The following is a 23,525-nucleotide window of genomic DNA, read 5'->3' as shown; positions in this document are numbered from 1 at the left end:
AGGTCAGGGAGCGAAGTACCAGCAGTACAGGCTCAGGCCTCTCTCTGCCCGCCTGCCGGCCAGAACCGACAGGCGCTCAAGGAGGTCCACCGCTCCATCCGGTGAGATCTCATTGTCCGGCTCGAAGGCACTCTCAGCCCACGCAACGCCTGTCGTGCGGAGTTGCTCCCTCTCCGCACTCGCCAAAGCCGTACACAGCGGCTCCGGAACAGCGAAGACGGTGAACCCGTCGTTGGCCATGGGCACCACGTCCCGGAGCGGGCTCGCGGGCGCGCCCGTCAGCAGCGTCTCCCAGCTGAGAACCGCGTCATCCGGATAGATGCCGTCACACGGCACGGCAGGAAAATCGTGTCTCTTGCGCGGGCCGACCCGCGAAGTGGAGGCATCGTCCGCGGCCAGGAAGAACTCACCCGCAAGCACCATGTGCAGATCCTGTCACGCCCCGGTACCCGGGATCCCATTCGAACTTGATCGCCCGGACAAGTCCCAGGCGGGCGCGGCTCTGCGGAGGCGGTCGGCTCGCTGCCGAGAGACACCGGGGCCTCCCGATCGACGGGCGGTCCGGTCCACCTACACTGTGCGCCCATGATGCCTTTGGACGACCCGCGTTGGCCCGCCCTCGACCACCGGGGTTGGTCCAAGGGGCAGGGCAGCGCGCCCGACTCCCCCTTCGTTCCCGACGAGTTGCGCCACCTGATGGCCGACCCCACGAACGGCGGGCACTTCAACGACCTGTGGCCGTACCTGTGTTCCGAGGGCACCGCCTGGCCGGCGGCCTACGCGGCCGTGCCGTACATCGTCACGATCGCGCGCGGGCTTCCTCCGGCCAAGCGCGACGAATACCTGTACGTCGTCGGCCTCGTGGCGATGTGCTCCGGTGAACTCGGCGAGACTCCCGCCGACCTGCCCGACGACATCGCGGACGCCTATCGTCAGGCACTCCCCGAGGCCATGACCCTGCTGGCGGACACATTGGCCACGGCGGAGCACGACCTGATCACCACTCGCTATCTGCTCGCCGCCGCGGCGGCCCTCAAGGGCCATCCCGAGTACGCCGAGATACTCAACGACCTCGATGTCTACGCGGAATGCCAGTCCTGCGGTGAACCCATGCTGGAGCTCCCGGAGTAGCCGCGTACGGCGAGCGAGCCGCCCAGGGGTCACTCCGTCAATTTGCCCTTGCGCAGGGTGAGGACGCGGTCGGACTGGGCCGCCAGGCGCTGGGAGTGGGTGACGACCACCACGCACTTGTCCTGTTCGTGGGCCAGTTCGCGGAACGTGTCGATGATGCCCTGGGCGGTGTCCTCGTCGAGGTTTCCGGTGGGTTCGTCGGCGAAGAGGATGTCGACGTCGCAGGCCAGAGCGCGGGTGATGGCGACACGCTGCTGCTGGCCGCCGGAGAGTTTCATGACGTTGCGCGTGGCCATGTGCCTGTCCAGGCCGACCTGTTCCAGGAGTTCCAGAGCTCGGGCCCTGCGGCCGCCGCTGCCCGGCTTGACGCCGGTGATCTCCATGGCGGTGGTGACGTTCTGAAGGGCGGTCATGTAGGTGAGCAGGTTGTAGTGCTGGAAGATCGTGGCGGCGTGCTTGTTGCGGTAGCGGCCGAGGCCCAGCTTCGTCAGGTCCTCGCCGTTGAAGCTGATGGTGCCGCGGGTGGGTGCGTCGAGGCCGCTGGCGAGGCTGAGCAGGGTGGTCTTGCCGCTGCCCGAGGGCCCCAGGACGGTGTAGAACGTGCCGCGCCGGAAGCTGTAGTCGATGTTCTTGAGCACGGTGGTCCGGCGGCGCTGGCCGATGTAGGTGTGGCTGACGCCGTCGAGCCGGAGGACGGGCGGGGCTTCGGTGGTGGTGGCGACGGTGGTGGCCATGGTGGTTGTCACTTGCCCTTCGTGAGGATGGTCCGCGGGCTGAGCCTCAGTACGGAGGCGGCGGGAACGGCGGTGGCGAGCAGTCCGAGGCCGAGGCCGACGGCGCCCACGGTGGCAAGGGCCGCGGGGTCGAGGCGTATGTCGATCCTGTCGATGGGGTCGGCGTTCTCCACCGGCTTGTCGTTCGGGTCGATGCCCTGGTCGATGCCGGTGCTGCCGGGAGCCGGAGGCTGCCAGGAGTCGAGCTTGTGCCGGGCCTCGGCTGCCTCTTGGCCGAGCAGCGACCGGCTCGCGCTCTGGGTCAGGCTCTGGGTGAACAGGGAGCTCAGTCCGATGGCGAGGGCCGCGACCGCGACGATCTCCAGCGCCTGTTGGGCGACGAGTTTCCACTTCTTCTCGCCCATGGCCAGCAGCACGCCGTACTCCTTGCGGCGCTGCTTGACCGCGAGGTTGACGAGGAGGACGAGGACGGCGGCGCCCGCGACACCGATCAGCCACATCGCGAGGGCGGCGGTGGAACCGATGCTGTCCAGAGGGCCCGTCATCTGCTGGATCGCCTTGTCGTTCGCGTCCAGTTGGAACCCGTCGAGCTCTGCCCCGGCGATCCGCTCGGCCTCCTCCTTGAACTTCCCGAGGTCTCCGGCGTCCTCAAGGAGGAACGTCGCTTTCGTGACCCGGAGGGAGTTGTCCTCGGTGGCGTTGAGTCCGGCGAAGCCGCCGATGGACGCGTACAGCATGTTCGCCGGATCGATGAAGTACTCGGGTTCGGGTTCGGAGCTGGGCCGCGGGTCCCGGAAGATCCCTGCCACGGTGAACTCCGCTTTGGCAGAGCCTTCGTTCGCGCCCAGGATGAGCTTGTCGCCGGTCTTGAGGCCGTTCTTCCGGGCCAGCCTCTCCTCGACCAGCAGCAGGCGCTTGTTCTTGTCGGCGGCGGTGAGATGTGCTCCGGACAGGAGTTGGAACTTGCCGCTGCGGAAGTCGGGCAGCAGGGCCGAGTCGAGGACCCCGAGGGTCGCGGTGCCATCGGGGCCCATGCCGGAGGCCGCGGTGTCCGCTCCCCCGGTGACCAGCTCGGTACCGCCCTTGAGGACGCCCCGGTCGAACATGGAGTAGTTGTACTTCTGGACAAGCCCGGACGCGCCCAGTTTCTCCACCGTGGCGGCGCTGATCTGAGGGGCCACCAGACCACCGCCGGCGTTCTGGCCGCTCAGGTCCATCACCAGGTTGACCTCGGCGCCCACGGAGCGCTTGGCCTCCTCCTTGGCCTGGGCGGTCGCGTCCTGGATCAGTACCCCGGCCAGCACCATCACGGAGATGACGAGGAAGGTGCACAGGGTGATCAGGGTCCTGCCCCTGCGGGACCACAGGCTGAACCCTGCGCGTTTGACGAAGTTCATGTTCGGTCGGCTCTCCCGGTCTGTGTCGGTGCGGTGCTTATTCGCTGTCGGTGAGGATGGAGCGGGGGTGGAGGCGGAGAATTCCGATGCCGGGGACGACGGTGGAGACCAGGGAGATGCCGAGACCGATTCCGGCGACCTTGCCGAGGTCGGACGGCTCGACACGCATCTCCGGCGAATCGGCCGATGTGTCCGGGGCACGGGGTCGCGGGGAGGCGGCGGGCTCCTGGTGGCCCAGCAGCGCGTCGCCCGCCTGCTGGGCGGCGATCTGACCGGCCAGGGCGGCGACGGCCACCGCGGGCAGTGCGACGGCGGCCACTTCCACGGTGTGCTGGCCGATGAGCTTCCACTTCTTCTCGCCCAGCGACAGCAGCATGCCGAGTTCGTCGCGGCGCTCCCGGATCTGCAGCATCACGATGAGCCCGAGAACCAGCGCCCCGGCCACGGCGATGAGCCGGACGATCAGCCTGGAGAAGGTACCGACGCGCTGGATCGGACGGACCTGGTCCTTGTACGCCTTGTCGTTGACGCGGAAGTCGAACGACGCCGTGCCGAGGAGCCGCCTGGCCTCGGCATGCAGCTGCTCGGCCTGTTCCGGGGAGCCGATCCTGAAGACCGCCTCGGCCAGGTCCGCGGCGCCGGGGCCCAGTTGCTGAGCTGTGCGGACCGGCACGTACAGGGTGTTGCCGGGCAGCAGCTGCGGCGGCGTCCACCTCGACGGGTCCTGCGTCGAGTCGCGGTGGATCCCGACGACCGTGAGCGGCACGGTGCGTTTTCCGTCGGCGGTCTCCGCTCGGATGGTGTCGCCGACCTTGAGCCCGTTCTTCTCGGCCAGCCGTCTCTCGACCACGGCGACCTGGCGGTCGGCGTCCTCGGGAGTGATCCCACGCCCGGCTGTGATCTTGTTCGAGCCGTACGAGAAGGGCAGCAGCAGCTCCGAGTCCCGCACGCCGTTCAGTGCCAGGTGACGCTGCCCCTTCGCCCCGGAGCGGTTGCCGCCGGGCCTCGGGACGTCGGACTCCAGCGGCTCGACACCGCGGGCGTCGGCCTCGATCGGGAGCCGCGGGTTGTACCGGTGGACCTGCGGGGACGACCCGAGCCGGTCCGCCAGCGCCGGGGTGAGGCCCTTGGCCTTCAGCGTGACGTCGACGCCGATCGTCCGCTGCGCGTCCGCCTCCTGCCGGGCGGAGGCGCCCTGCAACAGGAAGCCGCCCAGCAGCAGGGTGCAGATGACAACGAAGATCCCCAGCAGGACGGCGGTCCTGACTTTCCTGGCACGCAGGCTCAGCCCGGCGCGCTTGACGAAGTTCATGGCCACGACAGAAGCAGGGCGCCCTTTGCAGCGGGATAAGCGCGTTACGGGAGCGTAAGGACGCTGTCCTTGCGATGCCGGGAACGTGCCGCTGCGGCCGCCGTCCTTACTCCGCCGCAATGCCGCGCCGGGTTTCATGGGGCGCATGAGAGTTCTGGTAGCCGAGGACCACCGTGTTCTCGCCCGTACGATCGCCACGGGTCTGCGTCGGCAGGCGATGGCCGTCGATCTCGCCGTCTCCGGTGACGAGGCCGAGCGGATGTGCCTGCTCACCGAGTACGACGTGCTGGTCCTCGATCGCGACCTACCGGTCATGACGGGCGACGAGGTGTGCCGACGGCTGCGCGAACTCACCGACCCGCCACGGATCCTGATGCTCACAGCGGCCGGCGAGATCACGGACAAGGTGTACGGGCTCACGACGCTCGGCGCGGACGACTATCTGGCCAAGCCCTTCGACTTCGCCGAGCTGGTCGCCCGGATCCGGACCCTCGGGCGCCGAGTGCCCAAGTCGCCACCGGCCGCTCTGCGGCACGAGGGCATCACCCTGGACCGGGCCCGGCACGAGGTGTCCGTGGAGGGACGGCCACTGGAACTGACACCCAAGGAGTTCGCGGTCCTGCGACTGCTGATGGAGGCTCAGGGGGTGGCAGTGCCGCACGACGAACTCGTACGCACCCTCTGGGACGAGAACCTCGACCCGCGCACCAGCGTGGTACGGGCCGTCGTGAGCCGACTGCGCCGCAAACTGGGCGACCCCGGTCTCATCACCGCCGACAAGGGCCAGGGATACCGGCTGTGCGACTGAACCCGCGGGCGCTGCTGCGTGGTATGCCGTTCCGTGCCCGGCTGACAGCGGCCTTCTCCGTGCTCTTCCTGCTCGCGGGCGCGGCGCTGCTGGCCTTCGTGGTGCTGCTCGCGCGCTACGGGACGGCCCAGCAGGTCGAGGGGATCGAGATCACGAAGGGTGATGTGCCGAGCGGGGGCGGGTTCTCGGCAGTGGTCGGGGGGCCCACGGCGCCCGATGGGCCTTTTCGGCCTCCGGTCACGCCTCGCGACGACTTCGCCATGGTCCGGCAGATCGACCAGACCGTGCAGGCCGTACAGGACACCGCCCTGCGGCAGATGGTCCTCTGGTCGGCCGTCGGGCTGCTCGTCATGGCTCTGCTGGCCGGGCTGCTCGGCCGGTGGCTGGCCGGGCGGGCGCTCGGGCCGGTCGCCGCGATGACGGAGGCCACCCGTCGGATCAGTGAGCAGAACCTGCACCAGCGGCTGGCGCTCACCGGTCCCGACGACGAACTCCACCGCCTGGCCGACACCTTCGACACCATGCTCGACCGGCTGGAGAAGTCGTTCGAGAGCCAGCGGCGCTTTGTCGCCAACGCCTCCCACGAACTCAGGACGCCCCTCGCGGTCCAGCGCACCAGCCTGGAGGTCGGCCTCGCCGATCCCCTTCCCGACGGTCTCGCCGACGTACGCGAGGACCTGCTCACCGCCAACCGTGAGGCCGAGCGGCTGATCAACGCACTGTTGCTGCTCGCCCGCAGCGACCGCGGGCTGGAAGAGACCGAGACCGTGGACCTGTCGGCCGCGGCCCGGCTGGTGGCGGCCGAGCTCGCCCCGCAGGCCGAGAGCGAGCAAGTGGACGTGGAGGTGACGGCAGACCGGAAGTTGACCGTCCTCGGTGATCCGGTGCTGCTGCGTCACCTGCTGACCAACCTCGTCCGCAACGCCATCCAGTACAACCACCCCGGTGGCCGGGTCCGGGTACTGATCGACGGCCGCACACTGACCGTGGCCAACACCGGGCCTCCTGTGCCCGCCGACCGGCTGCCGGATCTGTTCGAGCCGTTCCGCCGCCTCGCCCAGGACCGCATCGGAACCACGGGGCACGGGCTGGGCCTCGCCATCGTCCGCTCCATCGCCGAGGCCCACGGCACCGAGGCAACGGCCGAACCCGGCCGGCCGGGCGGCCTCGCCGTCACCGTCCGCTTCCCGTGATTCGTGATTCCCGGCCGCCGCCTCTCAGCCCCGCCGATCCTTAGCCTCGCCGATCCTCAGCCCCGGCGTCTCTCAGCCCCGCCACCTCTCGGCCCAGGTGGCTCAGCCCCGCCGCCCGGTGATCCGTACGCCTCCGATCCCGCCGCCCGCCAGCAGCGCGCTCACCGTGTCGTAGAACCGGAGCAACCGTCCGGCGAGCGGCTCGCCGTGCAGTCGTACGCGCTCCTCGTATCCGCGCCGGAAGGCGTCGGCGCGGTCGCGCACCCAGGGCAGCCACAGGTCGGTGGCGTCCGTCCAGGTCATGTCCGTGAAGCCTGCTTGTTCCAGGTCCTTGCGGTACCGGGCCTCGTCGGGGAGGTAGGGGCAGGCGACGAGGTCGGCGAGGTCGGTCCGTTCGTCGTCGGTCAGGGGACGACGGGTGTAGAAGTCCTCGATGTAGAAGGTGCCTTCGGGTCGGAGGAGGTCTCGGCAGACGCCGAAGAGTTCCTCGCGTCGCGGAATGTGCAGGATCGCCAGGAGCGAGATCAGGTGGTCGTGCCGCCCGGTCCAGCCCTCGCCGTCCAGGGTCAGGGCATCGGCCTCGACGGCCCGGACGCGCTCCGACAGTCCGCACAGCGTGGTGAGTTCCTCGCTCAACCGGTGGAGTTCCGGCTGCAATTCGACCGCGGTGAGGCGGCACTCGTACCTCTCGGCCAGATAGCGGGCCGGTCCGCCGAGCCCGGAGCCGATGTCGACGACATCCGCGCCGGGGGTGATCCTCAGTTGTGCGACGGCGTGGTCGAGGGCGTGATGACCGAGGTAGTGGAGCTGGTCGTACGGTTCGAGGTCGCCCGGGGTGAGCGGGTCGAGGCGGCTCAGGAGAGGGGTCAGCGCGTTGCGGACGTGCTGGAGGTCGTACAGGGCCATGTCGTCGAAGCGGCTGCTGTGTTGTTCCGTCACACGGGCATCCTTCCCACGCAGGCGTGTCCCGGATGCCCCCATGCCGCCAGAAATCGGGCGGAGGTGGCGGCGGTTCGGGTCCGCGAAGAGCAGGAAGACCAGAGAGAGCAGATGGTGGGGCCGGAGCCGCCCGGCGAGCGGCGCGGAGCCGTTCGCCGGGCGGTCCGGGTCAGACGCAGCCGGCGGGAGTCGGCCGCGACACGTCGTTGATCAGTGCCTCGTGGGCCGCCTTGACCCGTGGCACATCGGGCTTGACGACCTTGCGGTCGTAGGTGATCAGCCCGTTGAGCTCGCCCTCGACGTCCGCGATCTGGGTGTAGACCGCGCCGTTGCCGCCCTTGCAGGCCAGGGCGTGCACCTCGGCGAGCTTGGTGAGGTAGTCGTCGGTGTACGTGGCCGGGTCGACGTCGACGTAGGACTGCTGCACCGACCAGGCGTGTCCGGGTACGGCCAGGCCGAGGCCGCCGTACTCGCCCATGACCGTGGCCCGTTTGCCGTCCGGGCGCGGTGGCAGTGCGGGGCTCGGGTAGCCGTGCTCGTCCATGATGTCGCCGGTGCCGCCGTCGGCGCCGAGGTTGAGGCCCGACTGGTTGTTGACCAGGCGGGTCGGGTCCCAGGCCTTGGCCTGTGTGGCGATGCGGCCCACGTCGTACTGGCCCCATCCTTCGTTGAAGGTGACCCACATGACGATGGACGGGCTGCTGATGTGCTCGTCGATCATCTGCTTCATCTCGAGTTCGTACTCGGCGCGGGCCGCGGTGGACGGGTTGACACCCGCCGTCATGGACGGCATGTCCTGCCACACCAGCAGGCCGAGCCGGTCGGCCCAGTAGAACCAGCGGTCGGGTTCGACCTTGATGTGCTTGCGGACCGAGTTGAAGCCCATCGCCTTGTGCATCTTCAGGTCATGGGCCAGGGCCTTGTCGCTGGGGGCGGTGTGCAGGCCGTCGGGCCAGAACCCCTGGTCGAGGGTGGCCATCATGAAGACCGGCTTGCCGTTGAGGACGGTTCGGGGGGTTCCGTTGATGTTCTCAACGGTGATGGACCGCAGACCGAAGTAGCTGTTGACGCGGTCGGCGCCCACGCTGACCTTCAGGTCGTACAGGAAGGGGTCGTCGGGCGACCACAGCCGGGGATTCTTGATCTTCAGGGTGAGCGGGCTCCCCGTGCGTCCGCTGACGGTGGCGACCTTCCGCTTGCCGTCGTACGCCGTCGCGGTGACGGCGAGTCCGGGGCGTACGCCCTGCGGCTCGACGGTCAGGGTGCCCGCGCCCGCGTCCGGAGTGAGCTTCAGCGAGTCGACGTGGTCGGTGGCGACGGGCTCCATCCACACGGTCTGCCAGATACCGGAGGACGGGGTGTACCAGATGCCGCTGGGGTCGAGACGCTGCTTGCCGACAGGCGGGTTCTCGCCGTTCGCGGCGTCGGTCGGGTCGTAGACGCCGACGATCAGCTCCTGGGTGCGGCCGGGCTTGAGGGCGTCGGTGACGTCGGCGCTGAACTTGTCGTAGCCGCCCTTGTGTTCGGCGACCTTGGTGCCGTTGACGTAGACCTCGGAACGCCAGTCGACCGCGCCGAAGTTGAGCTGCAGACGCTTGGCGGAGCCGATCTTCCAGTCGGACGGGACGGTGAAGGTCCGCCGGTACCACATCCGGTCCTCGTGCCGCTCGATGCCCGACAGCTGGGACTCGACGGGGTACGGGACGAGGATCTTCTCTGCGAGTTTCCGGCCGACCGGGGGCTGTTCGCCCGCCTTGGCCGCGGCGAACTGCCAGGTGCCGTTGAGGTTCTTCCAGTCGCCGCGGGTGAGCTGCGGCCTGGGGTACTCCCGGTGGGCGTTGTCCGGGGTGACCTTCTCGCCCCACGGGGTGGTCAGCTGGTAGGTGGATTTGTTGGCGCCGCTGCTCCAGAAGGCCTTGACAACGTTGCCGTCCGTGCCGGAGAGGCCCCCTGACCCGTCGTAGCGCACATCGGCGGCGCCGCGCGCGGTGCCGGTCTTGTTGCCGACCACGGGTTCCTTGAGGGCGACCAGCAGCGATCTCGGGTTGGCCGGATCCAGCCGTGCCCGGCCCAGCGGCCAGCTGGCTCCGCCGATCACGGCGTCCAGATGGTCGGTGAGACCGGCGGGGGCGGCCGCGAGTGTCTGGACGAAGTCGAGCCGCAGGGTGCGGCCGTCCTTGAGGACCGTGGCGGCGATGGCCCCGTTGTAGTCGTAGCCCTCGGGCAGCAGGAAGGCCGACTGGGGGACGGCGGTCTTGGTGCCGCCGGGCGGCGTCCAGCGCACATGGAGGTTGGAGCCCCCGTAGTGCTCGAAGTACTCGATCTTGATGTCGTAGGCCTTGCCGGCGGTCAACTCCACCGGGGCGCCGGCCTGTTCGCGGTCCCAGTCGTCGACCCAGTGGTCGATGACGGGTTTCCCGTCCACCCAGAGGCGGAAGCCGTTGTCCCCGATGATCGAGAAGGTGGTGGGGCCGGTTTTCTCCGGCACGATCCGGCCGGTCCAGCGGACGGAGACGTCGTCCGACCGTCCGGTCGCCGAACGCAGACGGGGTTCCAGGTTGTCGAAGTCGAGTTGCGGGTCGAATCCGGTGGCTTTGAGTTCATGGAAGTCGAAGGCGCCGGGGGCGGACTGGGTGTAGTACTCACCCTTGAGGCCGTGGATCTCGGGATCCTCCGCGGCCGTCGCGGCAGGTGCTGCGGCCAGTCCCGCGGCACCCAGCACTGCTGCGACGAGCAGGGCGAGGCTGTGTGTGAACGGTCTGATGCGCACGAATCCTCCTTGGTTGAGGAAGGGTGGCGGCTCGGTGCTTCAGTCTGTACAACGTTGGAAGCAGAGGCAGTTGGCATGAGAGCACGGGCTCTCGGCCGCTGTCCAGGTCCATGACAAAGCTCCGGTCGCGGAGCCCCTGTCGATGCCGAGGAGATTCCTTGCGGGTCAGCCTGAAGGACGTGGCCGAACGGGCCGGCGTCTCGATCAAGACCGTTTCCAACGTCGTGAACAACTATCCGCACGTCACACCGGCGATGCGCGCCAAGGTGCAGGAGGCGATCGACGAGCTCGGCTACCGGCCGAACCTCACCGCGCGCCATCTGCGCAAGGGCCGTACGGGCATCATCGCGCTCGCCGTTCCCGAGCTCGGAAATCCCTACTTTGCCGAGCTCGCCGGCGCGGTGATCGACGCGGCGGCCCAGCACGAGTTCACCGTCCTGCTCGACCACACACGCGGTGACCGTGAGCAGGAACTGCTGGTCAGCCAGGGTTTCCGGGCCCGGGTGATCGACGGGCTGATCCTGAGCCCGCTGGAGCTGGAGGCCGAGGACCTGCACGGCCGGGCCGACGACGTGCCGCTGGTGCTGCTCGGCGAGCGCGAGTACGACCTGCCGTTCGACCACATCGCGATCGACAACGTGGCCGCCTCGCGGGAGGCGGTGCGTCATCTGATCGGCCGCGGCCGGACCCGGATCGCCTATCTCGGCGCCCGCACCGACTCCGCGAACCGCCCCGCCCATCTGCGACTCGACGGCTGGCGGGCGGAGTTGACGGCTGCGGGCCTGCCGACCACGGACGACATGGTCGTGCCCGTCGACGGCTGGGACCGGGACGACGGGGCCCGGGCCATGGCCCGGCTGCTGGACTCGGGCATCCGGCCCGACGCGGTCTTCGCCTACAACGACCTCATCGCGATCGGCGCCATGCGGGTGCTGCACGAGCGCGGGCTCAGGGTGCCGTGGGACGTCGCCGTGGTGGGTTTCGACGACATCGCCGAGAGCCGTTTCGGAGCGGTCTCACTCACCACGATCGCGCCGGACAAACAGGCCATCGCCCGCCTCGCCATGGCCTCGCTGCTGCGCAGTCTGTCGGGCCGTCAGGAACCGGGCGGACGTGAACTCACCGCGGAATACCGGCTGGTGGAGCGGGAGAGCACCCTCGGACGACGCTGACCACGGTCCGGACCAACTGGCCGAGATTTCGGACGGAAGGCTTTACAGCCCCCTTCCAACGATGTAAAAAACTCCCCTGAACGACGTGCACGCCATGTTGACCGCAAGTGCCGAACTCCCCGGGAGCGCTCTCAGCGCCGGGGCCGCGCCGTTTGGGGACTCCCATGAAGCCCACCGCACTTCTCCGTCGTACCTCCGCACGAACCCTCCTCGCCACCGGCCTCCTGACAAGCCTGGTCCTGACCGCCGGATGCACCAAGTCCGAGGGCTCCTCCGACAGCGACAAGGCCGCACCCCAGCAGGGTGACGCCGGCCAGCAGGTCGCCTCACCCAGCGCCGGATCCGGGCCCGCCTGCACGATCGACGCGTACGGGGGCGAGAAGCTCGACCTCAAGAGCGCCACCGTCGGTTTCTCCCAGTCCGAGAAGGAGGCCAACCCCTTCCGGATCGCGGAGACCGCCTCGATCGAGGCGGAAGCGAAGAAGCGGGGCGTCAAGCTCCTCACCGCCAACGCCCAGTCGCAGTTCTCCAAGCAGATCAGCGACGTCCAGGACCTCATCGCCAAGGGCGCCGACCTGCTCGTCATCGCGCCGCTCAACTCGGACGGCTGGGAACCCGTGCTGCGTACGGCGGCGGCCAAGCACATCCCGATCGTCACTGTGGACCGCAAGATCAACGCCACCGCCTGCAAGGACTATGTGAGCTTCATCGGCTCCGACTTCGTGGAGCAGGGCAAGCGGGCCGCCGACGAGATGATCGAGGCGACCGGGGGCAAGGGCGACATCGCCATCCTGCTCGGCTCGGCGGGCAACAACGTCACGACGGAACGCACCAAGGGCTTCGTCGACCGGATCAAGGACAAGGCGCCCGGTCTCAAGGTGGTGTTCCAGCAGACCGGCGAATTCGCCCGCGAGAAGGGCCAGTCGGTCACCGAGAACCTCATCCAGTCAAAGCCCGGGATCAAGGGCATCTACGCCGAGAACGACGAGATGGGCCTCGGTGCCGTCAACGCCCTCAAGGGCGCGGGCAAGAAGCCGGGCGCCGTGAAGATCGTGACCATCGACGGCACGCGCAACGCCGTGCAGGGCATCGTGGACGGCTGGATCCACGGCGTCATCGAGTCCAACCCGCGCTTCGGACCGCTCGCCTTCCAGACCCTCGACACCTTCACCCAGGGTTCCGAGGTGGCTCAGGACATCGTTATCAAGGACAGCGCGTACACCGAGGCCAACGCCCAGTCGGACCTCGACAAGGCGTACTGAGATGCTCGCTGTCACCGGCGTGTCCAAGGTCTTCCCCGGCGTGAAGGCGCTGTCCGACGTGGACTTCACCGCCCGCGCCGGGGAGGTCCACGCCCTCGTCGGCGAGAACGGCGCGGGCAAGTCGACCCTGATCAAAGTACTCACCGGCGTCTACCGGCCGGACGCGGGCGAGGTCGTCCACGACGGCACGCCGGTCCGCTTCACCACACCCCTGCAGGCCCAGCAGGCCGGCATCTCGACCATCTACCAGGAGGTCAACCTCGTCCCGCTGATGAGCGTGGCCCGCAATCTCCTCCTCGGCCGCGAACCCCGCGGCCGGCTCGGACTGATCGACTTCCGGCGCATGCACCGGGAGGCGGACGAGGCGCTGCGCGGCCTGGGCATCCGCGTCGATGTGCGGCGCCCGCTGCGCGAACTCGGCGTCGGGGCCCAGCAGATGGTGGCCCTCGCCCGTGCCGTCGCCGTCGACGCCCGTGTGGTGATCATGGACGAGCCCACCTCCTCGCTCGAACCACGTGAGGTGCGCACCCTGTTCGACGTGATCCGCATGCTGCGCGAGCGCGGCATCGCCGTGGTCTACGTCAGCCACCGCATGGACGAGCTGTACGAGATCTGCGACACGGTCACCGTGCTGCGTGACGGCCGTGTGGTGCACAGCGGCCGCCTCGCCGACCTCGACCGGCTGCGTCTGGTCTCGCTCATGCTGGGCCGGGAGATCGGCGAGGTGCGCAGCGAGGGCCTGACCAAGTTCACCGGATCCCACCACGCGTCGGCCGAACCCATGCTGCATGCCGAGGGATTGACGGTCCGTCATCAGTTACGTGACGTGTCGCTGTCCATCCGCCCGGGCGAGGTGGTGGGCTTGGGCGGGCTGCTCGGCTCGGGCCGCAGCGAGACGGCCAGGGCCGTCGCCGGAGCGCTGGCGACCGACTCGGGCCGGGTCTCGGTCGGCGGCGCCGCCGTGCGCACCGGTTCGACACCGGCCGCGATCCGCGCCGGCATCAGCCTGCTGCCGGAGGACCGCAAGGCCGAGGGAATCGTCCCCGGTCTCTCGGTGCGCGAGAACATCGCGCTCGCGGCCCTGCCCTCCCTCTCGCGGTTCGGCCTGGTGGACGACGCCCGTATCGACCGGATCGTCGACACCTTCGTACAGCGGCTGCGCATCAAGTCCGCGGGCCCGCACCAGAAGGTGGGCGAGCTCTCCGGCGGCAACCAGCAGAAGGTGCTGCTGGCCCGCTGGCTCGCGCTGCACCCGAAAGTGCTGCTGCTGGACGAGCCGACCCGCGGCATCGACGTCGGCGCCAAGGCGGAGGTACAGGCACTCATCGACGAACTCGCCGACGACGGACTGGCCGTGCTGCTGATCTCCTCCGACACCGAGGAGCTGATCGAGGGCAGCGACCGGATCGTCGTACTCAAGGACGGGGCGGTGGTGGACGAGTTGACCGGCGACGCCGTCACCGAGGACGCGCTGATGCGGGCCATCGCGGCCGAACCCGTCGGGAGCCACCATGACTGAACTCACCCTCGCGCAGGGCCGGGTGGACCGCGACCGGCTGCTGCGCCTGCTCCAGGAGTACGGCGTCTACGCGGGCGTCGCCGCACTCCTGGTCTTCAACTTCGCCTTCACCGATCACTTCGTCTCCGCGGAGAACTTCCGCACCCAGGCCGTCCAGGTCGCCCCCGTGCTCATCGTCGCGCTGGGCATGGCGCTGGCGATCGGCACCGAGGGCGTCGACCTGTCGGTGGGCTCCGTGATGGCCCTGTCCACCTCGCTACTGTCCCTCTATCTCGGCTACGGGCCGTGGGCCGCCGTGCTCGTGGCGGTGGCGGGCGGCATCCTGATCGGGCTCGCGAACGGAACACTGGTCGCCCACCTGGGCGTTCAGCCCATCGTCGCCACGCTCGCCCTCATGGTCGCCGGTCGCGGCCTCGCACTGGTTCTGCTCCCCCAGCTCAAGGACGTACGCGATCCGGGCATGACGGCACTCGGCTCCGGTGACGTGCTGGGCGTGCCGTATCTCGTCCTCATCGCCGTCGGCCTGGCCCTGTTGGTGGCCTTCGTGGTGCGCCGCACCACCTTCGGGCGACAACTGCTCGCCATCGGCGACAGCCGGCCGGCGGCCCGCCTCGCCGGCCTGCCCGTCCGCCGGGTGCTCATCGTGGTGTACGCCTGCTCCGGCGCCCTGGCTGCCGTGGCGGGCGTCCTCGCCACCGCCCGGCTGACGGCCAGTGACCCGACCTCGCTGGGCACGCTGATGGAACTGTCGGCGATCACCGCCGTGGTGGTCGGCGGCACTCCCCTGTCCGGCGGTCGGGTCCGTATCGGGGGCACGGTCGCCGGTGCCGTCCTCATCCAGCTGCTGACCACCACGCTCGTCAAGCATGACCTGCCGCCGTCGTGGACGCAGATGGCCCAGGCCGTGGTGATCGTCGGTGCCGTCTACGCGGCGCGCGAACGGGGGAAGCGATGACGACCGAGACCACGGAAGCCGACATGCAGCCCGACGCCGTCCAGCAGATCACCGACGAGGAACGGGGACCGGGCCGCGCCGACCGGTTCAGCGCCCTCGCCCAGCAGCACGGGGCCCTGGTCACCCTCCTGGTGGCCATGGTCGTGGCGTCGCTGAGCTTCGACACGTTCCTGACCGGCGACAACCTCGAGAACATGGCGCTGTCCTCGGCCTTCCTCGCCGTGGTCGCGCTCGGCATGACCTTCGTGATCGTCACCGGCGGGATCGACCTGTCGGTCGGCTCGCTCTTCGCCCTCGGCGGGGTGGTGGCCGCTTGGGGCTCGCAGTACGGCTCGGCGGTGGCCCTGCTGCTCCCCCTCGCGGTGTGCGGGCTGATCGGCCTGGTCAACGGACTGCTCATCGCCCGGTCCGGTCTGGCCCCGTTCATCGTCACCCTCGCCGCCATGCTCGGCGCGCGCGGCATCCTGCTGGCGATCACCGACGAGGGCTCGCGGACCTATCTCGTCGACAAGGACTCGTTCTTCGCGACACTCGGCCAGGGCTCCCTGCTCGCGATCGGCGTGCCCGTGTGGATCACGGTGGCCCTGTTCGTACTGGGAGCCGTCGTACTGCGACGGACCAGATTCGGCCAGTACGTGTACGCGGTCGGGGGCAACGAGGACGCGGCGGCCCTGATGGGTGCCCCCGTGGCGCGTACGAAGATCGCGGTGTACGTCGTTTCGGGTCTGTGCGCCGGCCTCGCGGGCGCTCTCAACGCGGCCTGGCTGCTGTCGGGCGTGACGATTCTCGGCACGGGCATGGAGCTGGAGGCCATCGCGGCGGTCGTCATCGGCGGCACCCTGCTGTCCGGCGGTTTCGGCTTCGTCAGCGGTTCGATCGTCGGGGTGCTCCTGCTGAAGGTGATCCAGAACGTCATCAACCAGATCGGCTCACTCGACTCCGCCTACCAGCAGGTCGTCAGCGGCGCCTTCCTCGCCGTCGTGGTGGTGGCCCAGACCTGGCTCGGGCGCAGACGACGGGTCCTGTGACCGCGGGACCGCGGCCGTCTTTGTGGAGCGGCCCTCTTCGTGAATCCTGACGACGACCTCGATGTGCGGCGCGGGCTGCCACAGGGCAGCCCGCGCCGACGTGTCCAGCCGTCCCGGCAGCCGCGTTACGTGGTGAAGCGGTGGGTACCGGACCCTGCCCGGTACACCACGCAGCCGTCCTCCTCGCGCAGGAAGGTCGCGCGGGTATGGGTGACCGCGTCCGGACTGTCCGCCGGGATCCATACCTCTGCGGTTGTGTTGGCGGGCACGGTGCACGTCAGGACGAAGCCGCCGGACCGCTTCTCCCAGCGCGTGGAGATCGGACCGTGGACCGAGGTGAACGTCGCGCGTGCGGAAGTGACTTCACCGCCCGGACGGGGACGGATGACGATCTCCCGGTAGCCGGGGCGGCCCGCCGAGATACCGGCGATGTTCGTGTACATCCACTCCCCCACCGAGCCGTAGGCGTAGTGGTTGAAGGAGTTCATGTCCGGTGTCTGGAAGTCGCCGTCGGGCTCGATGGAGTCCCAGCGTTCCCACATCGTGGTGGCACCCTTGTCGATCTGGTAGCCCCAGCTGGGGTAGGAGCGCTGCTGGAGCAGCCGGTAGGCGACATCGGTGTGCCCGGAGTCGGTGAGGACGGGCAGCAGCCGGGGCGTACCGAGGAAGCCCGTCGACAGGTGCCAGTCCTTGGCCTCGATCAACGCGACGAGCCGGTCGGCCGCCGCTTTCCGTTGTGCGTCCGGCAGCAGGTTCATCGACAGGGCGAGGACGTACGCGGTCTGTGTGTCGCCCTTCACCCTGCCGTCGGCGGTGACATAGGCGTTCTGGAACGCCTTGCGGATGCGTTCGAAGAGGTCGCGGTAAGGGGCGGGGTCCTTGCCGATTTCCTCGGCCGTCCGGGCCGCGAGATCGGCGCTGTGCGCGAAGTACGCGGTGGCGATGACGTCCTTCGGCGTCTCGTCTGAGACGTTGAGCCAGTCGCCGTACCCGCTGGCCGGCCGCAGCAGGCCCGTGCTGTTCTTCTCCAAATACTTCAACCAGGCCTGGATGGACGACCAGGCGTCCTCCAGCACCTGTCGGTCGCCGTACGCCTGGTACAGGGACCAGGGGACCGTGACACCCGCGTCACCCCATCCGGCGACGCCGTTGCCGACCGTCCCGACCATGGGCGCCACATCGGTGAAGGCACCATCGGCGGTCTGGGCGTCACGCAGGTCCACGAGCCACTTGGTGAGGAATCGGGCCGATTCCATGGTGTACGCGGCCGTCGGCGCGAAGACGTTGATGTCGCCCGTCCATCCCAGCCGTTCGTCGCGCGCGGGTGTGTCGGTCGGGATGGAGAGGAAGTTGCCGCGCTGCCCCCAAGTGATGTTGCTGTGCAGCTTGTTGAGCATCGGGACGTTCGTCTCGAACTCGAAGGTGAAGGGCGCGGCCGTGTGCATGACGCGGCCGGTCATGGCCTTCGCCGAGGGAGTCCCCGGGAACCCGGTCACCTCGACGTAACGGAACCCGTGGAACGTGAAGCGCGGCTCGTACGTCTCCTCGCCACGGCCCTTCAGGATGTACGTGTCGGTCGCCGCGGCGGTGCGCAGGTTCGCGGTGTAGAGGGTGCCGTCCGGGTTGAGGACCTCGGCGTGTCTCAGCCGCACGGCCGTTCCCGCAGGGCCCGCGACGCGCAGCCGGACCGAGCCGACCATGTTCTGGCCCAGGTCGAAGACGAAGACTCCCGGCTTGGGTTCGGTCACCTTCTTGACCGGAAGTTCCCTGGTCACGCGGACCGCGCCGTCCACCTGGGCGACGATCAGGTCGGGAGCGGCCTCACCCGCGGCGCGGACAGCGAGCCACGTCCGGTCGTCGAAGCCGGGTGCGGTCCAGCCGGCGGTCTCCTTGCGCGCGTCGTAGGTCTCGCCGCCCAGCAGGTCGGCGGCGACGATCGGCCCCGAGGCGGCCCGCCACTGGGTGCCGGACGTGATGCGCTCGCTCGTGCCGTCGGCGTACTCGACCTCCAACTGCGCGAGCAGCGCAGGGCGTTCACCGTACTGGTGGGGTCCGAACATGCCGACGTTGCCCGCGTACCAGCCCGGCGCCACATAAGCGCCGATCGCGTTGCCACCGGGCCGTACGAGCTTGGTGACGTCGTACGTCTGGTACTGGACGCGTTCGCGGTAGTCGGTCCAGCCGGGGGCGAGCTCGTCGCGGCCCACGCGGCGGCCGTTGAGGTGCGCCTCGTACAGGCCGAGGGCCGTGGCGTACAGGCGTGCGCGTGACACCTTCTTTCGCGGCAGCCGGAACTCGTGCCGCAGCTGGTTGGCGGCGTACACGACCGGGACGACCCTGCCCCACGGCCCGGCTCCCCACGCGGCTGCCTTCTTCGCCGCCGGCCAGCCGCTGTCGTCGAAACCGGCGCCGCGCCAGCCGTCGGCGGGCTCCTTGTCCGTCGACTTCCAGGCGGTGTCGGTGACGATCCTCTGCTCGCCGGCGGGCGTCTGGACGGTCAGGACGGCGACCAGACCGGCGGGGCCCACGCTCGCGTTGGTCGCCGAGACCGCGAGGACGTTGCTGCCGGAGCGCACCTGGGCGAGGACGTCGACGACGGCCGGGCGGCGCCAGCCATCGTGGTCCGTCGCCAGGTCGGTACGGGCCACCTCGGCGCCGTTCACGGAGACGGCGTACACGTTGTCGACGCTGATGGCCAGGGTCGCCGCCGTGACTCCGTCCGGAAGGTCGAAGGTGCGGCGGAACCAACGGGTGGCCGCCGGGGCGCTGTTGGCCGGTTCGCCCTCGGGGAACCAGATCCAGTCACAGCCTTCGAGGGACGGCGCGTCCGTAAGGGCGGCGGGAGCGGAGATCCAGTTCGCGGACCACTGCGCAGCGCCCATGAGGCCCGTCTCCCACCACGAAGGCGCGCTCCAGCCGGACGCCTCGCCGTCGCCGTCCCAGACCCGCACGGACCAGAAGTAGCGTGTCCGCGGCTTGAGTTGAGGTCCGGCGTACGGAACGAGGGACGAATCGTCGGAGACGACCTTCCCGCTGTCCCAGACGTCCGGGCGGGACAGACGCGACTCGCTGGAGGCGACGCGGACCTGATAGGCGCTCTGGCGCGAGCCCGGCTTGTCCGAGGCCATCGGCCAGCTCAGGCGCGGGTGTTGTACGTCGAGGCCCAGAGGGTGCTGAACGTACTCGACGGTCGGCGCGGTGACGCGCAGGGCGCCGCGTTGCGCGGACGCCTGAGCGGATGCGGACGCCGGTGCGGCGACGGCCGGCCCTGCTCCGGCGGCCACACCTGCCACCGTGGCCGCCGCGCTCGCCAGGATGTTCCTCCTACTTATCACTACGGGCCCCTAACGCAGAATGATGAATCGATTCACGGCGTTGGACGTAGGTGAACGTAGAGGCGTGCGAGACAAGGGTCAATGAGTGTGCAGGGATTTCTTGACGGACAGTCGGATGAGGGTGCGACTTCGACCGGGCTCGTTGCAGCCACGACGCGAGTGGATTGAACGGTTTCAATTCCCGGAAGGTGGGCGTCTCATGGGGCCTGGCACGATGATCTCGACAGGTACGCGACGGACGCGACGCAACGATCAGGGCCTGGGACGGCCCGCCGAAGGAGTTCAGCTTGAGCGACACGACGACGGGCACCGCGGGCAGGCGGCGGGTCTTCATCGACAAGCAGAGCCCCAAGGCCTACCACGCGCTGGTCCAGGCCTCCGAAGCCGTCCGTGCGACCGCCGCCGACGCGGGTCTCGACCGCATCCTCGTGGAGCTGATCAACCTCCGCGTGTCCCAGATCAACGGCTGTGCCTACTGCCTCGATGTGCACACCAAGGCCGCTCTGCGTGCCGGCGAGACCACACGACGTCTGGGCGTACTGCCCGCTTGGCGTGACACGGAACTGTTCGCGCCACGGGAGCGGGCCGCGCTCGCCCTGGCGGAAGCGACCACCGACATCGCGAACGCGACCGCCCGGGAGGCCGCTTACGAGGACGCCCGCCAGATCCTGACCGAGGACGAGATATCCGCCGTGATCTGGATCGCCCTCACCATCAACGCCTTCAACCGCGTCTCGATCATGAGCAAGCATCCGGTGCGGGGGCTCCCTCAGGGGTGACGGGTGAGCGCTTGAGCAGGGGCTTCGATGGCGTCGTCCTGGATCGGCCCCGGCGAACGAAGTCCCGTCGTGCCCGACCGAACCGGGCACAGGATGTCGGGTCCGGCAGGGCGGGTTCTTCCTACGTTGGTGATCGAAAGGGAAGGAGACCGGGGTGCTGGAGCGGCTCAACCAGGCCATGGAGCACATCGAGTGCCACCTCGATCAGCGCATCGAGGTGTCCGAACTGGCGCGGATCGCGGTGACGTCGGAGTACCACTTCCGGCGGCTGTTCTCGGCGCTGGCGGGGATTCCGCTGTCGGAGTACATCCGGCGCAGACGCCTGACCATCGCGGGTGCCGAGGTGCTGGCCGCCGAACGGACACTGCTGGAGATCGCGGTGCGCTACGGCTACGCCTCGGGGGAGGCGTTCGCGCGTGCGTTCCGCACGATGCACGGCGTCGGTCCCGGCGAGGCCAGGCGGGTCGGTGCGAGCCTGCAGTCCCAGCCCCGGATGTCCTTCCGCCTCGTCGTCGAAGGGAGTAGCAGCATGCGGTACAGGGTCGTGGAGAAGGAGGAGTTCCGGGTGGTGGGCAGGAAGGCGCGCGTCCCCCTGGTGCACGAGGGGATGAACCCGGCGATCGTCGCCTTCATCCGGGGCCTCGGCCAGGAGACGATCCAGCGCATCGAGCAGCTGTCCGATCAACAGCCGGAGGGGATCATCTCGGTGAGCGACAATCTGGACGAGAGCCGCGCCGAGGGAACCGAACTCGACTACTACCACGGCGTGGTGACCCACGCCGCCGTGCCCGAGGACATGGACGCGCTCACCGTCCGGGCGGGGACATGGGCCGTCTTCGAGAACTCCGGGCCGTTCCCGCAGGCACTCCAGTACCTGTGGCGGGACGTGTTCACCCAGTGGTTCCCGTCCAATCCGTACCAGAGCCGACCGGGGCCCGAGATCCTGCGGACCCGGCTTTCGCAGGATGCCAAGCACGCGGACGCGGAGCTGTGGATCCCCGTGGAACGGACCGCGGTCTGACATCCGGCGCGCGGCCCGGGCCGGGGGCCGGGCCGCGCGCCGGTAAGGCCGCTGTTGCCTCAGGCGGCGAGTCCGACGCCGTCGGCACGTTCGGGTGGATGACGAACCAGTGGCTCCAAGGGTCTATCGTGTCGGCATGTCCGTCCCTGAACTGATCCGTATCGTCTCCCGCGACTCGCCCATGGCGCTGGCCCAGGTGAAGCGCGTCCAAGGCGAACTGGCAGCGCTCCACCCGCACTTGCGCACCGAAGTTGTGCCCGTGAAGACGACCGGCGACAAGTGGATGGGCGATCTCTCCCTGGTCGAGGGCAAGGGGGCGTTCACCAAGGAGGTCGACGCCGCGCTCCTGGCCGGCGAGGCGGACCTGGCGGTGCACTGCGTCAAGGACGTGCCCGCCGACCGGCCGCTCCCGGCAGGCACCATGTTCGCCGCGTTCCTCAAGCGGGACGACATCCGTGACGCCCTCATCCACCCCGGCGGACTCACCCTCGACGAACTGCCCGACGGAACCCGGATCGGCACCAGTTCGGTGCGCCGCATCGCCCAGTTGGCGGCTTCCCACCCGCATCTTCAGTGCGTGCCCTTCCGCGGCAACGCCAACCGACGCCTGGCCAAGCTCGCGGCGGGTGAGGCGGACGCGCTGCTGCTCGCGGTCTCCGGCCTGGAGCGCATCGACCGCACCGATGTGATCAGCGAGATCCTCTCCCCCGAGACCATGATGCCGCCGATCGGCGCGGGCATCCTCGCCCTGCAGTGCCGCGAGGGCGACACGACGGCCATCGACACCGTCAGCGCGCTCGGCGACCCGGACACCTACCGCGAAGCCACCGCGGAGCGCATGTTCCTGCACGTCCTCCAGGGCCACTGCAACTCCCCGATCGCCGGCTACGCCACGGCCGCGCGAAACGGCGAACTCTCCCTGCGCGCCTGCGTGTTCACCCCTGACGGCAAGACCCAGCTCAACGCCCACGAGTGGGCCGGCCCCCTCGACCCGGCCACCCTCGGCACCTCCGTCGCCGTGGCTCTGCTGCGCCAGGGCGCCCGGGACCTGATCGACGGCATCGCCCACTGACGGCTCAGGTTCAAGCCCAAGCCCAGGTTCAGGCTCAGAGCGATTCGCCGGGCGCCAGAAAGCGGTAGTCACAGTCGGTCGACTCGGCGAGCCAGACATTGACGCTGTTGAGGCCGCGATCGTTGAGCTGGGCGTCGTGTATCGGGAACGCCCTCTGCGGCTCGATCGCGTTCATGAAGTCGATCGCCTCGGCCATCTTCATCCACGATCCCTGGGCCGGGACCAGGAGCGTCTCGATCGGCTGCTCAGGGACGTGGAGCGAGTCACCGGGATGGTAGACCGACTCGTCGACGACGTAGCCGAGGTTCGCGCAGTCCGGCTCGCCGTCGTGAATGAACGCGTGACGCCCGCCGACCGCTCGCACTCGGAAGCCGGCGGCGGTGAACTCGGTGCCCGAGGACACCCCCATGGTCTCCAGCCGTGGAATGTCCGCGTCGGCCGGGGCGTACACCGGCACGCCGAGCCCGGCCAGGCGAAGGACGTCGATGTGATCGGCGTGCTCGTGCGTGACCAGCACGGCGTCCGCGCCGATCAAGGCCGCCGGCTCGCTCCATGTCCCGGGATCGATGACCAGCACCCGGCCTTCGTGTTCCAGCCGCACACACGCATGGGTGTATTTCGTGATCCGCATGGCATCCCAACGTACGCCGCACGCCCGCTGGTTCCATGCTCCCTACACCGGCGGCGAGTGCACGGTGGCGGTGGCCGTGAACGGGAGTCATGGCGCGTGCCGAGCCGTCACCGCGCGGCGTCGCTCCCGCCCGGGTCGTTGGGGTGGGGCTGGAGTGCGGTGACCGTGAAGGTCATCCACGGGCGAAGCGGCAGTGTGCCGAGTACCTTCGCGTGGAGTTCCTCCTCGTCGGAGGCCCGCCAGATGCCGATGCTGCGCAGTTCGCCGACCGGGCGCCAGAGCCGCGCCAGGTTGCCGGTGGCGGCCAGTTCCCGGGCACGGACGGCTTCGGCCGCGCGCCGCCGGTCGACCTCGTCCTGGCCGGCTCCCTCGGGGACAGTGGTCGTGATCTCGACCAGGAACTCTCGCATGGCCCTGCTCCGCTCGATGAGGTTTCCGGCGCTCGACGGGGTGTCCGGCGGGGACCG

20 protein-coding genes are annotated in these 23,525 nt (G+C 69.3%); 11 read left to right on the top strand and 9 right to left on the bottom strand.

Features of this window, described 5'->3' with window-relative positions:
- Window positions 1–3: 3 nt before the first annotated feature.
- Window positions 4–423: a hypothetical protein gene (locus tag JEQ17_RS46185; protein WP_200400918.1), complete on the bottom strand. Its 420-nt coding sequence runs from the start codon at window positions 421–423 to the stop codon at window positions 4–6.
- Window positions 424–585: 162 nt separating this feature from the next.
- On the opposite strand from JEQ17_RS46185, the gene JEQ17_RS46180 reads away from it, so the two are divergent.
- Window positions 586–1,131, top strand: coding sequence for a hypothetical protein (locus JEQ17_RS46180; protein ID WP_200400917.1), 546 nt, complete (start codon window positions 586–588; stop codon window positions 1,129–1,131).
- A gap of 29 nt (window positions 1,132–1,160) precedes the next feature.
- Here JEQ17_RS46180 and JEQ17_RS46175 read toward each other — a convergent pair whose 3' ends face one another.
- The 3 genes from JEQ17_RS46175 to JEQ17_RS46165 are packed head-to-tail and all read right to left on the bottom strand — an operon-like array spanning window position 1,161 to window position 4,574.
- Window positions 1,161–1,877 carry an ABC transporter ATP-binding protein gene (locus JEQ17_RS46175; protein WP_234048630.1) on the bottom strand — a complete coding sequence of 239 codons (717 nt, stop codon included), beginning with the start codon at window positions 1,875–1,877 and terminating at the stop codon, window positions 1,161–1,163.
- A complete protein-coding gene (locus tag JEQ17_RS46170; RefSeq protein ID WP_200400916.1) occupies window positions 1,874–3,262 on the bottom strand; it encodes an FtsX-like permease family protein in 1,389 nt (462 codons plus the stop codon). The genes JEQ17_RS46175 and JEQ17_RS46170 overlap by 4 nt, the downstream gene beginning before the upstream one ends.
- A 37-nt stretch (window positions 3,263–3,299) precedes the next feature.
- Window positions 3,300–4,574 carry an ABC transporter permease gene (locus JEQ17_RS46165; protein ID WP_200400915.1) on the bottom strand — a complete coding sequence of 425 codons (1,275 nt, stop codon included), beginning with the start codon at window positions 4,572–4,574 and terminating at the stop codon, window positions 3,300–3,302.
- Window positions 4,575–4,719: 145 nt separating this feature from the next.
- Here JEQ17_RS46165 and JEQ17_RS46160 point away from each other — a divergent pair, with 145 nt between their 5' ends.
- Together JEQ17_RS46160 and JEQ17_RS46155 are read left to right on the top strand one after the other, a co-directional pair.
- Window positions 4,720–5,382, top strand: a complete 663-nt coding sequence (locus JEQ17_RS46160) for a response regulator transcription factor (protein WP_200400914.1) — start codon at window positions 4,720–4,722, stop codon at window positions 5,380–5,382.
- A complete protein-coding gene (locus tag JEQ17_RS46155) occupies window positions 5,379–6,575 on the top strand; it encodes a sensor histidine kinase (RefSeq protein ID WP_383394746.1) in 1,197 nt (398 codons plus the stop codon). Before JEQ17_RS46160 ends, JEQ17_RS46155 begins: the two co-directional genes overlap by 4 nt.
- 102 nt (window positions 6,576–6,677) lie before the next feature.
- Here the strand turns inward: JEQ17_RS46155 and JEQ17_RS46150 are convergent, their stop codons facing one another.
- Window positions 6,678–7,514 carry an SAM-dependent methyltransferase gene (locus tag JEQ17_RS46150; protein ID WP_200400912.1) on the bottom strand — a complete coding sequence of 279 codons (837 nt, stop codon included), beginning with the start codon at window positions 7,512–7,514 and terminating at the stop codon, window positions 6,678–6,680.
- Between the two features lie 169 nt (window positions 7,515–7,683).
- Complete coding sequence (locus JEQ17_RS46145) at window positions 7,684–10,284, bottom strand: PA14 domain-containing protein (RefSeq protein ID WP_200400911.1); 2,601 nt, start codon at window positions 10,282–10,284, stop codon at window positions 7,684–7,686.
- A 158-nt stretch (window positions 10,285–10,442) separates the two neighbouring features.
- On the opposite strand from JEQ17_RS46145, the gene JEQ17_RS46140 reads away from it, so the two are divergent.
- From JEQ17_RS46140 to JEQ17_RS46120, 5 genes are all read left to right on the top strand, one after another.
- Entirely contained in the window at window positions 10,443–11,456 is a 1,014-nt protein-coding gene (locus tag JEQ17_RS46140) for a LacI family DNA-binding transcriptional regulator (RefSeq protein ID WP_200400910.1), read from the top strand.
- Between the two features lie 164 nt (window positions 11,457–11,620).
- Window positions 11,621–12,718, top strand: coding sequence for an ABC transporter substrate-binding protein (locus JEQ17_RS46135; protein WP_200400909.1), 1,098 nt, complete (start codon window positions 11,621–11,623; stop codon window positions 12,716–12,718).
- Window position 12,719: 1 nt separating this feature from the next.
- Window positions 12,720–14,237 carry a sugar ABC transporter ATP-binding protein gene (locus JEQ17_RS46130; RefSeq protein ID WP_200400908.1) on the top strand — a complete coding sequence of 506 codons (1,518 nt, stop codon included), beginning with the start codon at window positions 12,720–12,722 and terminating at the stop codon, window positions 14,235–14,237.
- A complete protein-coding gene (locus tag JEQ17_RS46125) occupies window positions 14,230–15,192 on the top strand; it encodes an ABC transporter permease (RefSeq protein ID WP_200400907.1) in 963 nt (320 codons plus the stop codon). The genes JEQ17_RS46130 and JEQ17_RS46125 overlap by 8 nt, the downstream gene beginning before the upstream one ends.
- Window positions 15,189–16,220, top strand: coding sequence for an ABC transporter permease (locus JEQ17_RS46120; RefSeq protein WP_407700128.1), 1,032 nt, complete (start codon window positions 15,189–15,191; stop codon window positions 16,218–16,220). The genes JEQ17_RS46125 and JEQ17_RS46120 overlap by 4 nt, the downstream gene beginning before the upstream one ends.
- 125 nt (window positions 16,221–16,345) lie before the next feature.
- On the opposite strand, the gene JEQ17_RS46115 is transcribed toward JEQ17_RS46120, so the two are convergent.
- Complete coding sequence (locus JEQ17_RS46115; RefSeq protein WP_200400906.1) at window positions 16,346–19,555, bottom strand: alpha-L-rhamnosidase; 3,210 nt, start codon at window positions 19,553–19,555, stop codon at window positions 16,346–16,348.
- 287 nt (window positions 19,556–19,842) lie between these two features.
- Between JEQ17_RS46115 and JEQ17_RS46110 the strand changes: the two genes are divergently transcribed.
- The 3 genes from JEQ17_RS46110 to hemC all read left to right on the top strand — a co-directional run bounded on the left by JEQ17_RS46110 (window position 19,843) and on the right by hemC (window position 22,427).
- The gene (locus JEQ17_RS46110) at window positions 19,843–20,334 is read left to right on the top strand and encodes a carboxymuconolactone decarboxylase family protein (protein ID WP_200400905.1); all 492 of its coding nucleotides are present in this window, start codon (window positions 19,843–19,845) and stop codon (window positions 20,332–20,334) included.
- A 154-nt stretch (window positions 20,335–20,488) separates the two neighbouring features.
- On the top strand, window positions 20,489–21,355 hold the full coding sequence (locus JEQ17_RS46105; RefSeq protein WP_200400904.1) for an AraC family transcriptional regulator: 867 nt from the start codon (window positions 20,489–20,491) through the stop codon (window positions 21,353–21,355).
- Between the two features lie 136 nt (window positions 21,356–21,491).
- The gene (gene hemC, locus JEQ17_RS46100) at window positions 21,492–22,427 is read left to right on the top strand and encodes a hydroxymethylbilane synthase (protein WP_200400903.1); all 936 of its coding nucleotides are present in this window, start codon (window positions 21,492–21,494) and stop codon (window positions 22,425–22,427) included.
- Between the two features lie 34 nt (window positions 22,428–22,461).
- Here hemC and JEQ17_RS46095 read toward each other — a convergent pair whose 3' ends face one another.
- Together JEQ17_RS46095 and JEQ17_RS46090 are read right to left on the bottom strand one after the other, a co-directional pair.
- A complete protein-coding gene (locus JEQ17_RS46095) occupies window positions 22,462–23,058 on the bottom strand; it encodes an MBL fold metallo-hydrolase (RefSeq protein WP_200400902.1) in 597 nt (198 codons plus the stop codon).
- 107 nt (window positions 23,059–23,165) lie between these two features.
- Window positions 23,166–23,468 (bottom strand): muconolactone Delta-isomerase family protein, encoded by a 303-nt coding sequence (locus JEQ17_RS46090; RefSeq protein ID WP_200400901.1) that lies wholly within the window; start codon window positions 23,466–23,468, stop codon window positions 23,166–23,168.
- Window positions 23,469–23,525 lie beyond the last annotated feature (57 nt).

It is taken from the genome of Streptomyces liliifuscus (assembly GCF_016598615.1).
GTDB lineage: Bacteria > Actinomycetota > Actinomycetes > Streptomycetales > Streptomycetaceae > Streptomyces > Streptomyces liliifuscus.
This window is presented reverse-complemented; position numbering and strand designations above follow the sequence as displayed.

Coding starts and splice junctions, on each gene's coding strand:
- JEQ17_RS46185 (WP_200400918.1), bottom strand. CDS start 423: ATGGTGCTTGCGGGTGAGTTCTTCCTGGCCGCGGACGATGCCTCCACT.
- JEQ17_RS46180 (WP_200400917.1), top strand. CDS start 586: ATGATGCCTTTGGACGACCCGCGTTGGCCCGCCCTCGACCACCGGGGT.
- JEQ17_RS46170 (WP_200400916.1), bottom strand. CDS start 3,262: ATGAACTTCGTCAAACGCGCAGGGTTCAGCCTGTGGTCCCGCAGGGGC.
- JEQ17_RS46165 (WP_200400915.1), bottom strand. CDS start 4,574: ATGAACTTCGTCAAGCGCGCCGGGCTGAGCCTGCGTGCCAGGAAAGTC.
- JEQ17_RS46160 (WP_200400914.1), top strand. CDS start 4,720: ATGAGAGTTCTGGTAGCCGAGGACCACCGTGTTCTCGCCCGTACGATC.
- JEQ17_RS46135 (WP_200400909.1), top strand. CDS start 11,621: ATGAAGCCCACCGCACTTCTCCGTCGTACCTCCGCACGAACCCTCCTC.
- JEQ17_RS46130 (WP_200400908.1), top strand. CDS start 12,720: ATGCTCGCTGTCACCGGCGTGTCCAAGGTCTTCCCCGGCGTGAAGGCG.
- JEQ17_RS46125 (WP_200400907.1), top strand. CDS start 14,230: ATGACTGAACTCACCCTCGCGCAGGGCCGGGTGGACCGCGACCGGCTG.
- JEQ17_RS46120 (WP_407700128.1), top strand. CDS start 15,189: ATGACGACCGAGACCACGGAAGCCGACATGCAGCCCGACGCCGTCCAG.
- hemC (WP_200400903.1), top strand. CDS start 21,492: ATGTCCGTCCCTGAACTGATCCGTATCGTCTCCCGCGACTCGCCCATG.
- JEQ17_RS46095 (WP_200400902.1), bottom strand. CDS start 23,058: ATGCGGATCACGAAATACACCCATGCGTGTGTGCGGCTGGAACACGAA.
- JEQ17_RS46090 (WP_200400901.1), bottom strand. CDS start 23,468: ATGCGAGAGTTCCTGGTCGAGATCACGACCACTGTCCCCGAGGGAGCC.